At 30.3% G+C, this 14,449-nt stretch carries 16 protein-coding genes; 12 read left to right on the forward strand and 4 right to left on the reverse strand.

Annotated features, from left to right (window positions below; genetic code table 11):
* Nucleotides 1-103: 103 nt before the first annotated feature.
* From FBF02_RS00815 to FBF02_RS00830, 4 genes are all read left to right on the forward strand, one after another.
* Nucleotides 104-1,270, forward strand: coding sequence for a hypothetical protein (locus FBF02_RS00815; protein WP_002852016.1), 1,167 nt, complete (start codon nucleotides 104-106; stop codon nucleotides 1,268-1,270).
* Between the two features lie 136 nt (nucleotides 1,271-1,406).
* Nucleotides 1,407-1,808 (forward strand): bacteriohemerythrin, encoded by a 402-nt coding sequence (locus FBF02_RS00820; RefSeq protein WP_002851900.1) that lies wholly within the window; start codon nucleotides 1,407-1,409, stop codon nucleotides 1,806-1,808.
* A 177-nt stretch (nucleotides 1,809-1,985) separates the two neighbouring features.
* Entirely contained in the window at nucleotides 1,986-3,167 is a 1,182-nt protein-coding gene (locus tag FBF02_RS00825; RefSeq protein ID WP_002858709.1) for a NifS family cysteine desulfurase, read from the forward strand.
* Nucleotides 3,168-3,176: 9 nt separating this feature from the next.
* Nucleotides 3,177-4,148: an iron-sulfur cluster assembly scaffold protein NifU gene (locus FBF02_RS00830; RefSeq protein ID WP_002840050.1), complete on the forward strand. Its 972-nt coding sequence runs from the start codon at nucleotides 3,177-3,179 to the stop codon at nucleotides 4,146-4,148.
* A gap of 22 nt (nucleotides 4,149-4,170) precedes the next feature.
* On the opposite strand, the gene FBF02_RS00835 is transcribed toward FBF02_RS00830, so the two are convergent.
* Both FBF02_RS00835 and FBF02_RS00840 read right to left on the reverse strand, forming a co-directional pair.
* Nucleotides 4,171-6,054, reverse strand: coding sequence for a mechanosensitive ion channel family protein (locus tag FBF02_RS00835; RefSeq protein WP_002858655.1), 1,884 nt, complete (start codon nucleotides 6,052-6,054; stop codon nucleotides 4,171-4,173).
* Complete coding sequence (locus tag FBF02_RS00840) at nucleotides 6,051-6,686, reverse strand: carbonic anhydrase (RefSeq protein ID WP_002851887.1); 636 nt, start codon at nucleotides 6,684-6,686, stop codon at nucleotides 6,051-6,053. Before FBF02_RS00840 ends, FBF02_RS00835 begins: the two co-directional genes overlap by 4 nt.
* 159 nt (nucleotides 6,687-6,845) lie before the next feature.
* Between FBF02_RS00840 and FBF02_RS00845 the strand changes: the two genes are divergently transcribed.
* The 7 genes from FBF02_RS00845 (at nucleotide 6,846) to FBF02_RS00875 (ending at nucleotide 12,007) form a co-directional block, all read left to right on the forward strand.
* On the forward strand, nucleotides 6,846-7,541 hold the full coding sequence (locus FBF02_RS00845; protein ID WP_002851668.1) for a Bax inhibitor-1/YccA family protein: 696 nt from the start codon (nucleotides 6,846-6,848) through the stop codon (nucleotides 7,539-7,541).
* A gap of 103 nt (nucleotides 7,542-7,644) precedes the next feature.
* On the forward strand, nucleotides 7,645-8,016 hold the full coding sequence (gene secG / locus FBF02_RS00850; protein ID WP_002851915.1) for a preprotein translocase subunit SecG: 372 nt from the start codon (nucleotides 7,645-7,647) through the stop codon (nucleotides 8,014-8,016).
* Nucleotides 8,017-8,025: 9 nt separating this feature from the next.
* Nucleotides 8,026-8,589: a ribosome recycling factor gene (gene frr / locus FBF02_RS00855; protein WP_002864198.1), complete on the forward strand. Its 564-nt coding sequence runs from the start codon at nucleotides 8,026-8,028 to the stop codon at nucleotides 8,587-8,589.
* 2 nt (nucleotides 8,590-8,591) lie between these two features.
* Nucleotides 8,592-9,200, forward strand: a complete 609-nt coding sequence (pyrE, locus tag FBF02_RS00860; protein ID WP_002851820.1) for an orotate phosphoribosyltransferase — start codon at nucleotides 8,592-8,594, stop codon at nucleotides 9,198-9,200.
* Nucleotides 9,201-9,611, forward strand: coding sequence for an RDD family protein (locus FBF02_RS00865; protein WP_002851998.1), 411 nt, complete (start codon nucleotides 9,201-9,203; stop codon nucleotides 9,609-9,611).
* A 13-nt stretch (nucleotides 9,612-9,624) separates the two neighbouring features.
* The gene (locus FBF02_RS00870; RefSeq protein ID WP_002851758.1) at nucleotides 9,625-10,647 is read left to right on the forward strand and encodes a ribonucleotide-diphosphate reductase subunit beta; all 1,023 of its coding nucleotides are present in this window, start codon (nucleotides 9,625-9,627) and stop codon (nucleotides 10,645-10,647) included.
* Nucleotides 10,634-12,007: a nicotinate phosphoribosyltransferase gene (locus FBF02_RS00875; protein ID WP_002851910.1), complete on the forward strand. Its 1,374-nt coding sequence runs from the start codon at nucleotides 10,634-10,636 to the stop codon at nucleotides 12,005-12,007. Before FBF02_RS00870 ends, FBF02_RS00875 begins: the two co-directional genes overlap by 14 nt.
* On the opposite strand, the gene FBF02_RS00880 is transcribed toward FBF02_RS00875, so the two are convergent.
* Complete coding sequence (locus FBF02_RS00880) at nucleotides 11,976-12,524, reverse strand: gamma carbonic anhydrase family protein (RefSeq protein ID WP_002851622.1); 549 nt, start codon at nucleotides 12,522-12,524, stop codon at nucleotides 11,976-11,978. The two genes, FBF02_RS00875 and FBF02_RS00880, sit on opposite strands and share 32 nt — an antisense overlap.
* 88 nt (nucleotides 12,525-12,612) lie before the next feature.
* Between FBF02_RS00880 and FBF02_RS00885 the strand changes: the two genes are divergently transcribed.
* Entirely contained in the window at nucleotides 12,613-13,242 is a 630-nt protein-coding gene (locus FBF02_RS00885; RefSeq protein ID WP_002851780.1) for a protein-L-isoaspartate(D-aspartate) O-methyltransferase, read from the forward strand.
* Nucleotides 13,243-13,260: 18 nt separating this feature from the next.
* On the opposite strand, the gene FBF02_RS00890 is transcribed toward FBF02_RS00885, so the two are convergent.
* A complete protein-coding gene (locus FBF02_RS00890) occupies nucleotides 13,261-14,448 on the reverse strand; it encodes an aspartate aminotransferase family protein (RefSeq protein WP_002864195.1) in 1,188 nt (395 codons plus the stop codon).
* Nucleotide 14,449 lies beyond the last annotated feature (1 nt).

The following is a 14,449-nucleotide window of genomic DNA, read 5'->3' on the forward strand; positions in this document are numbered from 1 at the left end:
AATACTATCAAATTTTTTCTAATTTTTGACTGAATTTAATTTTTAAAAAACTTGGCACACCTTTTGCTTATAAAAAATCAGCAATATTTTGGAAAGATTTAAAATGACTATAAATTCGGCAAATCCATATCAAAATTTAACCTTATCTAATCCTTTGCAGAATAGCTCTGCTCTAAATTTGATTAAAGATAGTAAAGCTTTGGATCAAGAAGGAAATGAAAATAGCTTAGAACAATTAAGTTATATTTTTAATAATACCACTTATGCTAGTGAATTTGGATTTAGAATCAATGAAGAAGGTTTTTTTGATAAAGATTTAAATAAAATTGCAAATATACCAGAATCTTATGATATCAACATTAAAAGTGTTAGAAGCATAGCAAAAGAACTCGCAAAACAAGACGAAAATTTAAACTACAATAAAATTGATCTACCTTATCTTTTAAATAGCTATCATAGTTCATTAAAATCTATAAATTCAGAATTTTTACAAGATGATAATGCTTATTTAAGTCGCGATCTTATTTCAAAACTATCATCAGGTTTTTCAACAGATAATGGAGAATTTTTAGGCCAAATTTCAAGAATTTACAACAATCAAGAAGAAATTGATTTGGCATTAAGCAATATCACAAATTTAAATACTTTAATGTTAGATAATAAAATAACTAATTTTCATTTTGATAAAGCCATAGAAAACACTTCTTCTAATGAAATTTTAAAACCTTATTTAACTAAAAATGCAGAAGTATCAAAATCTGGTCTTTTAATGAATTTTATCTACCATGATATAAAAACTCAAAACGAAAAAGAATTTAACTTTTTTATGAAACCTGCCACTTTAGAACTAAGCTCTCATCAAAATTTACAAAAAATTCTCAAGGGCGAAACAGATATAGAAGATTACATCAAAAAAGAAAATGAAAAAAAGATGAGTTTTGATCTTTATCTTTATATTAATGGCGTAGATAAAAAAACAAGCACTCAAGACAAACTATCTGTATTTTTTCAACAATATATTAACTACCAAAAAGATATGGATTTAAGAGAATTTGCAAATTCAAGTTCAATATTTCAAATTTATATCGATCAAAATCGCAATGATTTTGATGCTCTTAAAAAACAATATCAAAACCAAAGCCAAGATACGCAAAGATTAGAAGAAGCAAATCAACTACGTTCTAGCTCTATAGAAAATTTTTTAGATCGTCGTCAAAAACAAGCAAATATAAATAAAATTCTAAATTCTTATATGTCTGTAATGGTTTAAAATAATTTTTTAAAAAATATATAAATTATAAATACTTTAATAATAATAATTTTTATATAATTAATTAATAAAATTTTAAGTATTATAGCATTATAATCCGCTCTCAAAAAATATAAATATAAAAGTACTCAAAACCATGACTTATAATGAAAAAATTATTTCAATGAATAATGATCTTTTAGATCATCAACATAAAGAACTTTTTGAAATTTCTAAAAAACTCTCTTTAATGAACCAACGTCATGTTGGAACAAAAGAATTAAAAATTGTCTTAAGAGAGTTGTTAATAATGATCAATAGACATTTTTCAGATGAAGAAGCCTTTATGAGAGAAATAGAATATCCTTATATCAACCATCATACAAGAATTCACAGAAAAATTATCTTAGAAATTGAAGAAATTATCATCAGTGAAGCTAAATTTGTAAATATAATGACCGAAAAATTAAATCTCGTTGTTCAAGATTTTATCTTTAAACATACAGCCAAAGAAGATTCAAAAATAGTAAAGTATTACGAAGAAAAATTTAAGAAATAGTATTTCTCATTTTTGCTATATAAAATTCACAAAATATTTCACTTTAAAATTTTACTTTAGCATTTTATTTTTGTTATAATTTTTAACCTAATTTTTATAAATTTTTGTTATTATCCGTTTTTAAATAAAGATAAAAAATATCCTAATTAAAATTAAGGATAAATTAAGGATTTTAAAGTGAAAGTATATTTAGATAACAACGCAACGACAATGCTTGATCCTAATGCTTATGAGTTGATGCTACCTTTTTTAAAGGATATGTATGGAAATCCAAATAGCCTTCATCAATATGGTAGCGCAACACATCCTGCCTTAAGAGAAGCTTTGGATAAACTTTATGCAGGACTTGGAGCAAATGACCTAGATGACATAGTTGTAACCTCCTGTGCGACAGAAAGCATTAACTGGGTGCTTAAGGGTGTGTATTTTGATCATATTTTAGATAAAGAACGCAATGAAGTGATTATTTCTAGTGTAGAACACCCTGCTGTTACTGCTGCTGCTTATTTTTTAAAAAGTCTTGGAGTAAAAGTTATAGAACTTCCTGTAAACGAAGAAGGGGTTTCTACTGTAGAAGATTTGCGTAAAGTGATTAGCGATAAAACAGCACTTGTAAGTGTTATGTGGGCAAATAATGAAACAGGTATGATTTTTGATATTAAAGCGATGGCAGAACTTGCGCATGAATTTGGTGCTCTTTTTCATACAGATGCTACTCAAGCAGTAGGTAAAATAAAGGTTAATTTAACTCAAGTAGGAGTTGATTTTGCTTCATTTTCGGCACATAAATTTCATGGACCAAAGGGTGTGGGTGGACTTTTTATAAAAAAAGGACTTAAACTTACTCCACTTTTACACGGTGGAGAACACATGGGTGGTCGTAGAAGCGGAACTTTAAATGTGCCTTACATAGTGGCTATGGGCGAGGCTTTGCGTATTGCAAATACTATGCTTGATTTTGAAGATTCTCATATACGCCGTTTAAGAGATAAACTAGAAGATCAAATTTTGGCCTTGCCCGATACAACAGTGGTTGGAAAAAGGGAACACCGTGTGCCTAATACAATCTTAGCAAGTATTAAAGGTGTTGAAGGCGAAGCAATGCTTTGGGATTTAAATAAAAATGGTATAGCTGCAAGTACGGGCTCAGCCTGTGCAAGTGAAGCTTTAGAAAGCAATCCTATTATGGAAGCTATCGGTGCGGAGCATGATTTAGCGCATACAGCTTTAAGGCTTTCTTTGTCACGTTTTAACACTGAAGAAGAAATTGATTATGCAGCAAAACAAATTAAAAATGCAACACAGAGATTAAGAGCAATTTCTTGTACTTATGCTTATAATCCAAATAATTACAAATAAGGATGAAAAATGGGAAAAAATAGTTTAATTGGTGGATCCATTTGGGATGAGTATTCACAAAAAGTTCAAGATAGAATGAATAATCCTCAACATATGGGAGAATTTAGTGAAGAAGATGCTAAAGCACGCAATGCAAAATTGATCGTAGCTGATTTTGGTGCAGAAAGTTGTGGCGATGCAGTAAGACTTTTTTGGCTTGTAGATGAAAAAACTGATAAAATTATCGATGCAAAATTTAAAAGTTTTGGTTGTGGTACAGCTATAGCAAGTAGTGATACTATGGTGGATCTTTGTATAGGAAAAACTGTAGATGAAGCAGTAAAAATCACAAATTTAGATGTGGAATTTGCTATGCGTGATAATCCAGAAACTCCAGCTGTTCCACCTCAAAAAATGCACTGTTCGGTTATGGCTTATGATGTAATCAAACAAGCAGCAGCGCATTATAAAGGTATAAGTCCTGAAGATTTTGAAGATCAAATTATAGTTTGCGAATGCGCTAGGGTAAGTCTTGGAACTATTAAAGAAGTGATTAAACTTAATGATTTGCATAGCGTAGAAGAAATCACACAATACACTAAAGCGGGTGCTTTTTGTAAATCCTGTATCAAACCAGGCGGACATGAAAAAAGAGATTATTACCTTGTAGATATTTTAGCTGAAACTAGAGCTGAAATAGATAGAGAAAAACTCAAAAATACAATGAAAAGTGATGTAGCTTTTGATGAAATGACCGTAGTGGGACAATTAAAAGCAGTTGAAAGTGTTTTAGATGCTGAAATTCGCCCTATGCTTCATAATGATGGCGGAGATTTGGAAGTGATTGATATACAAAAGGCTGAAGGTGCAGCAATTGATGTTTATATTCGTTATCTTGGTGCTTGTAGTGGTTGTTCTAGTGGAAGTGGTGCAACACTTTATGCTATTGAAACAATTTTACAAGAAGAATTAAGTCCAAATATACGCGTTATGCCGGTTTAAAAAATAGCAAGATAAAATCTTGCTATTTTATAGCTTTTGCTTGCAAATCAAGGGGTGGTAAATTTTCTATATAAATACTACGACTTGGGAAAGCAAAGGTTAAACCATTTTTTTCAATTATACGCATAAACTCAAGCATTAAACTTTGTCTAGCTTCTCTAAAATCTTTTCCACCTATTTCTTTGATATAAAAATAAAGCTCTATATTAATACTACTATCTGCAAATTCACTTAAAGCCACATAACAAGCATTTTTATAGCCTTCTAAATCATTAATAGATACAAGATTTTGACGATATTTTGTTGTATGATCGCCATATTTTAATGCGCTATCCTCATCGTGAGCTACTAAATCACTTGTATGCAAAAATTCTCTTAGATCTTTTACACATTGTTCTAGTTTTTCAGGAGTAGCATCATAACCAACACCCAAATACATTCTAACATGGCGACCCATGCGTCTTTTGCTCCAATTTTTGATATTAGCTCCCATAATAGTTGAATTTGGTAAAAATACAAGACAATTATCAAAAGTTCTAATAGTAGTTTTTCTAAGTCCTGTTTCAACCACAGTTCCTTCTATGCCTGAAACCTCTACCCAATCTCCTTGATTAAAGCTATTATCAAAAAGTAAGAGTATAGAAGCAAAGAAATTTGCAATGATATCTTTCGCCGCTAAAGCAACAGCTAAACCACCAATTCCCAAAGATGCAATAATAGCCGAAATATTAAAACCAAGTTGAGCAAGAATATATAATAAAGCTATGATAATAATGACAAAATATAAAATTTTAATAATTAAATTTACAACTTCTTTTTTTCCACTTTTTTGAGCAAGTTTAGAAACCAATACCACGCCATAACCATCAAGCATTCTTAAAATAAGCCATGCAATTAAAACTGCATAAACTATATGAAAAAAATTACTTAAATTTACACTCAAAGGTGCAGGATAAGTTGCTATAGTAAGACAAAGAGAAATAGCATAGACAATCAACAAGAAACCTACGGGTTTTTTAATATTCTCAATAAAAATGACTTTAATATCATCTACATCATTTTTATTTCTATAAAAAAGCTGAACAAGGAAAAAATATACTATATTTGCAAAAAAACGTCTTAAAGATATAAAAAATACTAAAACCAAAGCAGAAATTACTATTTTTCCGATATTAACAAAACTTACCCCAATTGCCTCATTTATACGATCTATCCAAACTTGAAGCTCGAGTAATGAAAAAATATAATTACTTTCAAGCAAATCTGCATTTGAACGTAAATACTTAAGAATTTCAGAATAAGAATCTACGGCATTACTGATATATCTTTCTTTTAGGGTAATTTTTTCTAATTCTTCTGGATTTGTAATTTTGCTTTTAAAACTATCTAAATTAACATTAGAAGAATTTTGTAAATTTTCCATTGCCTTATCAACAGTAGCAATCAAATCTTCACTGCTTGCTGTATTTTTAAAAAGTTTTTCCACTTCAAACAAAGAAGAATAAAAACTTTCCACAATGTTAAAATAAACTAGATTAAGAGTGGCATCTGTATAAATGTAAGGCTTATTAATATTCTTTTTTTGAACATCTAGTAATTTTTCTTTTGCTTTTAAAAATCTAGCCACTGCCTCTTCATTAATCTTTTGTCCTACTATCATATCGGGTATTTTTGCTAAAATAGTCTTTTTGTCTTTTTCAAATTCACTTAAAATACCATTAAAAGTGCTTGAATTTTCATCATTGTTTTTCTTAAATTCTTTAATTTGATTGTTAAGATCAACATATTTTTCAACTAAAGCATAAATTCCTTCATCTTCTTTACTAATATTCGCATCAATAAATTTAAATTCTTGTGCTCCAAGGTGTAAAATAAAAAAACATAAACTAAAAATAATTTTTTTCATTGAACTTTCCTATCCTGTATTAAAGTAAAAATTTTTGCTTTAAAATCATACTCATAAATTTCACCTGTCTCTATAATATAATACCAAGCATGTACTTCTATTTTTCCTTCATCTAAAGCTTCTTGCACGCCTGGATAAGTAAGTATATTTTGCAAAGAATTTACTAAATTTAATTTTTCTGTAAGCCATGAACGCATAGCCAAATCGTCTCTTGCAAAAATCATCACATCTTTTTTTATCGGATCTAACATAGTAAGCCATTTTTTCACGTTAGGAATTTTATTTAACTCTTCATCAGAATAATAAAGAGCATTGCAACCTCCACAATTACTATGGCCACAAACGACGATATTTTTAATATGCAATGAATTTAAAGCATACTCTATTGCTGAAGTTGTCGCCAAGTAATCTTCTCCAACGCGATAAGGTGGAACTATATTTGCAATATTTCGTATTACAAAAAGCTCACCTGGACCCGTATTAGTGATCAAATTTGGAATTACTCTAGAATCAGAACAACCTATAAAAAGAGTATGGGGATTTTGCTTATTTTTTAGACTTTCAAAAAGTTCTTCATGCTCCTTAAAGTCTTCTTGCATAAACTTAATCGCACCGCTAATAAGATTTTCCATAAAACCAACCTGAAACTAAAATCTTGAAATTATAACAAAATTTCAGCAAAGATTTCATTTAAGCATAAGATATTATATAAATTAACTTTTTATTTAGTCTAATATGTTAGATTTCGCTCAAGATTTTAAAAAATCTAACAATTTTGCAAGGAGAATTTTATGAGTCTTTATGATAGAGACTACTCAAGATCAAAAGAATTTGAAAATACACGCTCAAGCGAATTAAGTATTTTTATTAAACAAACTTATCAACTTTTTGCTGCTTCATTATTAGCTGCAACAGTAGGTGCGTATGTAGGAATTTTTGCTTTAGCATCATTTTTTATACAATCACAAGTAACTTTTTGGATCCTTTTTGCTGTTGAAATCGGACTTTTATTTGCTTTGCAATGGAAAAAAAGAGAAGCTCCATTAAATCTTGTTTTACTTTTTGGTTTTACTTTCTGCTCAGGTTTAACGCTTACACCTTTACTTATTTCAGTTTTAGCTCTACCAGCTGGAGGAATTATCATCGCTCAAGCTTTTGCTTTAACAACAGTTGCTTTTGCAGGACTTAGTGTATTTGCTATGAATACAAAAAAAGATTTTACTGTTATGGGTAAAGCTTTATTTATAGTATTAATCGTTATTGTAGCAGCATCTTTACTAAACCTTTTCTTCCAAAGCAGTATAGTTAATCTAGCTATTTCAGCAGTAGCTGCAATATTATTTTCATTTTACATTCTTTATGATACGCAAAATATTATCCGCGGAAATTATGAAACTCCAATCGAAGGTGCAGTAGCACTTTATCTTGATTTTGTTAATCTTTTCGTATCTTTACTTAATATCTTAAGAAGCTTCAATAGCAGATAAGTTTTTGTGGGATTTTTCTCACAAAAACTTTTCAAGTTTCAAAACTTTTCAAGTTTTATTTAGCTAAAATAATCATTTAAAAATTAACTTTTAGGAAATTTCAATGATCACTCTTTTAATCATTTTACAATTTATCATCGTTGTAGTTATTTGTATAGCAGTTTTACTTCAAAAAAGTTCAAGTATAGGACTTGGAGCTTATAGTGGAAGCAATGAAAGTTTATTTGGCGCCAAAGGACCGGCTGGATTTTTGGCAAAATTTACCTTTGTCATGGGAATTTTACTTATTGCAAATACTATTGGTCTTGGTTATTTATACAATAAAGCTAGCAAGGACTCTCTAGCAGAGAAAATTAAAGTAGAAAACAACAACACTACTATTCCAAGTGCTCCTATTGTGCCTACTACCCCAAACACAAATTCTATCGCTCCAAGTGCACCACAACTTCCAAGCGATGTTAATTCAAGTAAATAATTAAAGGAAATGATAATGCTAAATGAAATTTTTAACAAACAAAAAACCCAAAGTGAAAAATCTTTAGAAGCCTTAAAAAAAGACTTTACCACTTTAAGAACTGGAAAAGTTAATATCCATATTTTAGATCATATTACAGTGGATTATTATGGAACTCAAACTCCTTTAAATCAAGTAGCAACTGTTTTAGCAAGTGATGCTTCAACTATTAGCATCACTCCTTGGGAAAAACCTTTACTAAAAACCATAGAAAGCGCTATTGCAGCTGCAAATATCGGTGTCAATCCAAACAATGACGGCGAAAGTGTAAAATTATTTTTCCCTCCGATGACTAGAGAGCAAAGAGAAGAAAACGTAAAACAAGCTAAAGCTATGGGTGAAAAGGCAAAAGTTTCTATAAGAAATATACGCAAAGATGCCAACGATGCAGTTAAAAAACTAGAAAAAGATAAGGCAATAAGCGAAGATGAAGCAAAAAAAGCTTATGATGAAGTGCAAAAACTTACCGACACCTATACAACAAAAATTGATGAGGGTGTAAAAAGCAAAGAAAGTGAACTTTTAAAGGTTTAACGATGAATTTAGAGCAAATTTATAAAGATTGTGGTGCTTATTTAGAAGGGCATTTTTTACTAAGTTCAGGTAAGCATTCGCAGTTTTATCTTCAAAGTGCAAAAGTTTTAGAGGATCCAAAATTAGCAGCAAAACTTTGTGATGAACTTGCAAAGATTATTGCAAGCTATAAGATAGAATTTGATAGCATTTGCTCTCCTGCTTTAGGTGGAATTTTAGCAGGTTATGAGCTTGCAAGAGCTTGTAGTAAACGTTTTATCTTCACTGAAAGAGTAAATAAAGAAATGACTTTAAGACGTGGTTTTGAAGTAAAAAAGGGTGAAAAATTTATAATTTGTGAAGATATCATTACTACAGGTGGTAGTGCTTTAGAGAGTGCAAAAATCATTGAAAGTTTAGGTGGTATTGTTGTAGGTTTTGCAGCATTGGCAAATCGTGGTTTTTGTGCAGTAGAAAATTTAAAATCTCCAAGAAAAGATAATGCGAAATTACCTGAAAATTTACCACTCTTTACTCTAGGAAATTTTGAATTTGAAATTTACGATGAAACAAATTGTCCACTTTGTAAAAAAGGGAATAAAGCTATAAAACCAGGAAGCCGTGGAAATTAAATGAAAACTAAAGCAAAAATTAGCTCTAGATGGCTAAGATTTAGAGCTTTGCTTATAGATATTTTTCTTATTTATGTTCCTATTTTGTATTTATTTTATTTTTTATTAGGCTCTAAAGAAGCTTTTTTAAACAACCATTTTATCACAACTTTATGTACTTTTTTATTTGGTTTGATTCAAGCTATTTTTTTAACAAAAAAGGCACAAAGCCCAGGTCTTAAAGCATATGATTTATATCTTATTGATATAAAAACGGGAAAGAAACTAAGTTTTCTTAGAATTTTACTAAGATATGTGATATTTATTATAAGTTTTGGCTTACTCTTTGGTTTATTTGTCAGTTTTGTAAGAAAAGATCGTTTAAATTTACACGATATTTTAACTCAAAGTTGTATAGCTACTAAAGCATAAAGAAAGGTTAAAAATGCAAAGAAAAAGAATTTACAATCCAAGTTCAAACGAAACCCTAGGAGATCGTAAAGTTTTTGATGGCAACCCACATGGAATTTTAAATTTCACTAAGGCAAAATATACTTGGGCTTTAAAACTTTGGGATTTAATGGAGGCAAATACTTGGTTTCCAAAAGAAGTGGATACAACTAAAGATGCACTTGATTATCGCTGTAATTTAACTGCAGGTGAAAAAAGAATGTATGATTTGGTTTGGAGTCAGCTTATTTCTATGGATAGTTTCCAAACCAATAATTTAGCAGATAATATCAACCCTTACATCACAGCTCCTGAAATCAATGCGGTTTTGGCACGCCAAGCTTATGAAGAGGCAAACCATTCAAAATCTTACGCTGTTATGGTAGAAGCGATTTGCGATAATACAGATTTGATTTATGAAATGGAAAAGCATGATGAAACTTTGCGTGAAAAAAATGACTTTATTTCAAGTATTTATGAAGAATTAGCAGGCGATGTAGATGATAATAAACTTCTTTTGGCTATGGTGGCAAATCAAATTTTAGAAGGAGTATATTTTTATAGTGGTTTTACTGCCATTTACGCACTTGCACGTGCAGGAAAAATGCTAGGTTCAGCACAAATGATCCGCTTTATCCAAAGAGATGAAATCACACATCTTTTATTATTTCAAAATATGATCAATTCAGTACGCAAAGAAAGACCTGATTTATTCCATGATGAAAATATCAATAAAATTTATGATATGTTTAAAAAAGCTGGAGATCTTGAGATCAAATGGGGTAAATACATCACTCAAAATCAAATCATGGGCTTTACTGATGATATCATAGAAGAATATATCCATTATCTTGTAGATCAAAGATTAAGTGCGATCAATTTAGATAAGTTATATAATGCAAAACATCCTATTAAATGGGTAGATGATTTTTCAAAATTTAACGATCAAAAGAGCAATTTCTTTGAAAGTAAAGTAACGAATTATTCTAAGGGTAGTATAAGCTTTGATGACTTCTAAAACTTCTTTAGCCTTGCTTTGTGATTTTTATGAATTTACAATGTCTCAAGGCTATTTCAAAAACAATAAAAAAGATCAAATTTGTTATTTTGATATATTTTTTAGAAAAATTCCAGATTCAGGATCTTTTGCTATTTTTGCAGGTCTTGAAGATATTTTAGACTTTGTTGAAAATTTGAGTTTTGATGCAGAAGATATAGAATTTTTAAGAAAACAAGGTATTTTTGATACAGAATTTTTAGATTTTTTAGCTAACTTTAAATTTAAGGGTGAAATTTATGCTATGCGTGAAGGAGAAGTGATTTTTCCAAACGAACCTTTGCTATGTATTAAAGCTACAACCATAGAAGCACAGCTTTTAGAAACTTTTTTACTTTTAAGTTTAAACCACCAAAGCCTTATTGCTACCAAAACCAATCGTATCGTGCGTGCAGCTAAAGACAGTAAAATTTTAGAATTTGGTTCACGCAGAGCACAAGGAAGTGAAGCAGCCTTAAAAGGAGCAAGAGCAGCTTTTATAGGAGGTTGCATAGGAAGTGCTTGTACTTTAGCAGGAAAAATTTATAATATCCCTATCAATGGAACTATGGCACATTCTTGGGTGCAAATGTTTGAAAATGAACTTGAAGCTTTTAAAGCTTATGTGAAAATTTATCCAAAAAATCCTGTTTTTTTGATTGATACTTATGATTGTCTAAATAGCGGACTTAAAAATGCGATTAAAGTTTTTAAAGAATTTGGTATTCAAGAAGGCGGCGTGAGAATAGATTCTGGAAATTTACTTGAGTTGAGTTTGAAAATCAGACAAGAGCTTGATCAAGCAGGACTTCAAAAATGTAAAATCATAGTTTCTAACGCACTTGATGAATGGAGCATTAAAAAACTCAAAGAACAAAATGCACCTATTGATATCTTTGGTGTAGGTGAAAGATTGATCACTGCTTCAAGTGACCCTATTTTTAGTTGTGTTTATAAACTCGCAGCCTTAGAAGATCAAGGCATAAAACCTAAAATCAAAATCAGCGAAAATAACGAAAAATCAACCCTACCTCATTTTAAAAAGCTTTTTAGAGTTTATGATAAAAACACGCAAAAAATCCTTTTTGATGAACTTTATGTTTTTGACGAAAACCCAAATCAAGATGAAAATTTAGAACGCAAAGAACTTTTAGAATTAGTCTACAAAGAAAAAAGACTTCTTAAAAAGTCATCTTTAAATACTATTCAAGATTATACAAAAGAGCAAATTTCAAAACTCGATGAGAGTTTTTTAGATCTTGATCGTTTTGTGAAATTTGAAGTAAAACTCTCGCCTAAACTTCAAAATATCACTGAAGATCTTTTAAAAACTCGTTTTTAAAATCCACATAATTTAAAGCGGATTGTTTTAGAAAGCTGACTTCTTCATCGTTTAATTCACGCACAAATTTTGCAGGATTTCCAAGTATCAAAGAGCGTGGCGGAAATTTTTTACCCTTTGTTACAACGCTTCCAGCACCCACTATGCTATCTTCTTCTATCAAAGCATTATCCATGATAACAGCATTCATTCCGATTAAAACACGATTTTTTATCACACAAGCATGGATAACGCAATTATGTCCTATAGTTACATCATCTCCTATTATTGTAGGAAAACCAGCATCTTTTAACTTTCCTTTTTCATCAAATTCCCTATGCCAAACATGAACTGTGCTAAGATCTTGAATATTGGTTCTTTTGCCAATTTTTATAAAATTAACATCGGCTCTTAAAACACAATTAAACCAAATACTACTTTCATCTCCTATTTCTATTTCTCCTATGATTTTAGCGCCCTCTGCAACAAAAACATTTTGACCTAGTTTGGGACTATGATTTTTAAATTTTATAAGCATTTTTTTCCTTTTTATTTAAGTATAGCTAAGTTTAACTCTATTTCAACTTTTTTAGTTACAATTTTTATTTAAATTTATAGGAGAAGTAATGAACGCATTTGAACAAAAAAGATGTCAAAATATGGCTGAAGAAATTGCACAAAAAGTTTTTATCAATGAAGAACTTTTTAATGCTTTTTGTCAAATTCCACGTGAAATTTTTTCTCCTTTAAAAGCCCATGCTTATCGCCTTGATGCTTTGCCTTTAGCAAATTCTCAATGGATTAGTTCACCTTTAACTGTAGCTAAAATGACTATGGCTTTAGATTTTAAAAATGCTGATAGTATTTTAGAGATAGGTTGTGGAAGTGGCTATCAAGCTGCGATTTTAAGCAAAGTCATAAGGCGTGTTTTTACCATAGAACGCATAGAAAATTTAGCCAAAAAAGCCGCTCAAACTTTCAGAGAATTAGAACTTTTTAATATCAATGTAAAATTTGATGATGGACAAAATGGCTGGAAAAATTATGCTCCTTATGATAGGATTTTATTTTCTGCTTATGCGACACAAATTCCTGAAATTTTACTTGATCAATTAAGCGATGACGGTATTTTAGTCGCTCCTATTTTACACAATGGCAAACAATTCATCACACGCCTTAGAAAAAATGGCACAAATTTACAAAAAGAAATTTTAGAAGAATGTTTATTTGTGCCTATAGTAGATGGAAAAGAATAAATTTTTTTACAAAATTTATTAAAAACTCTTTAGAGCCTTTCTTAACTTTTCACTCATTTCATCAATATGTTCTTTTTGTAAAATCAAAGGAGGTAAAAATCTCAAATCATTCTCCCCGCAACTTATTAATAAAAGTGCATTTTCTTGACATTTTTGAATGACCTTAGCTACTTTTACACTTTTATCAAGACTCAGCCCTTGCATAAACCCTAAGCCTTTACGTTTTTTACAAAAATCAAATTCATTTATCAACTCATCTAAACTTTGCTCTAAATAAGGCGTGAGTTTATTGACATTTTCTAAAATTTTTTCTTCTTTAAAAATTTCAAAAACCGCATTCACTCCTGCACAAACTAAAGGATTTCCACCATAAGTACTACCATGATCGCCTGCTTCTAAAGAATTGCTTGCTACCTTTTGATTTATTACAAAAGCACCCACACTAAGCCCACAACCTAAGGCCTTAGCTGAAGTCATGATATCAGGCAAAATTTGTGCGTGCTCATAGGCAAAAAATTTTCCACTTCTACCCATGCCACATTGAATTTCATCAGCGATTAATAATATATCTTTTTCATCGCAAAGCTTTCTTAAGGCTTTGTAAAAATCTTTATTTGCAGGATTTATTCCACCTTCTCCTTGCACGCTTTCTAAGATAATGGCACAAGTTTTTTCATTCACCAGTTTTTCAACGCTTGAAATATCATTATATTTTGCAAATTTAACCCCTGAAATTAAAGGTTTAAAAGGCTTTTGATATTTTTCATTAGCAGTAAGCGATAAAGCCCCTAAAGTACGCCCATGAAAAGAATGCTTAAAAGCGATAAATTGTCCACCCTTAACACCTTTGTTAAAGGCGTATTTTCTAGCTGTTTTCATCGCTCCTTCTATACTTTCTGTACCAGAATTTGTAAAAAAAACACGCTCTAAAGCACTAGCTTTGGCTAAATTTTTAGCTGCAGCAGCTATATTTTCATTATAATATAAATTGCTAGTATGCAAAAGCTTATCCACTTGCGCTTTGATTTTAGCATTAAATTTAGCATGATTATATCCTAAAGCACAAACACCTATGCCACTTGAAAAATCAAGATATTTTTTAGCCTTATCGTCAAAAAGATAAACCCCCTGCCCTTTTTCTAAAACTATATCAAAACGCTTATAGGTAGGGATAATATGACTTTGTTCTTTATAATCCATTTTCATC

Origin of the sequence: Campylobacter sp. CFSAN093226 (assembly GCF_012897595.1) — a bacterium.
Classification (GTDB): Bacteria; Campylobacterota; Campylobacteria; order Campylobacterales; family Campylobacteraceae; genus Campylobacter_D; species Campylobacter_D jejuni.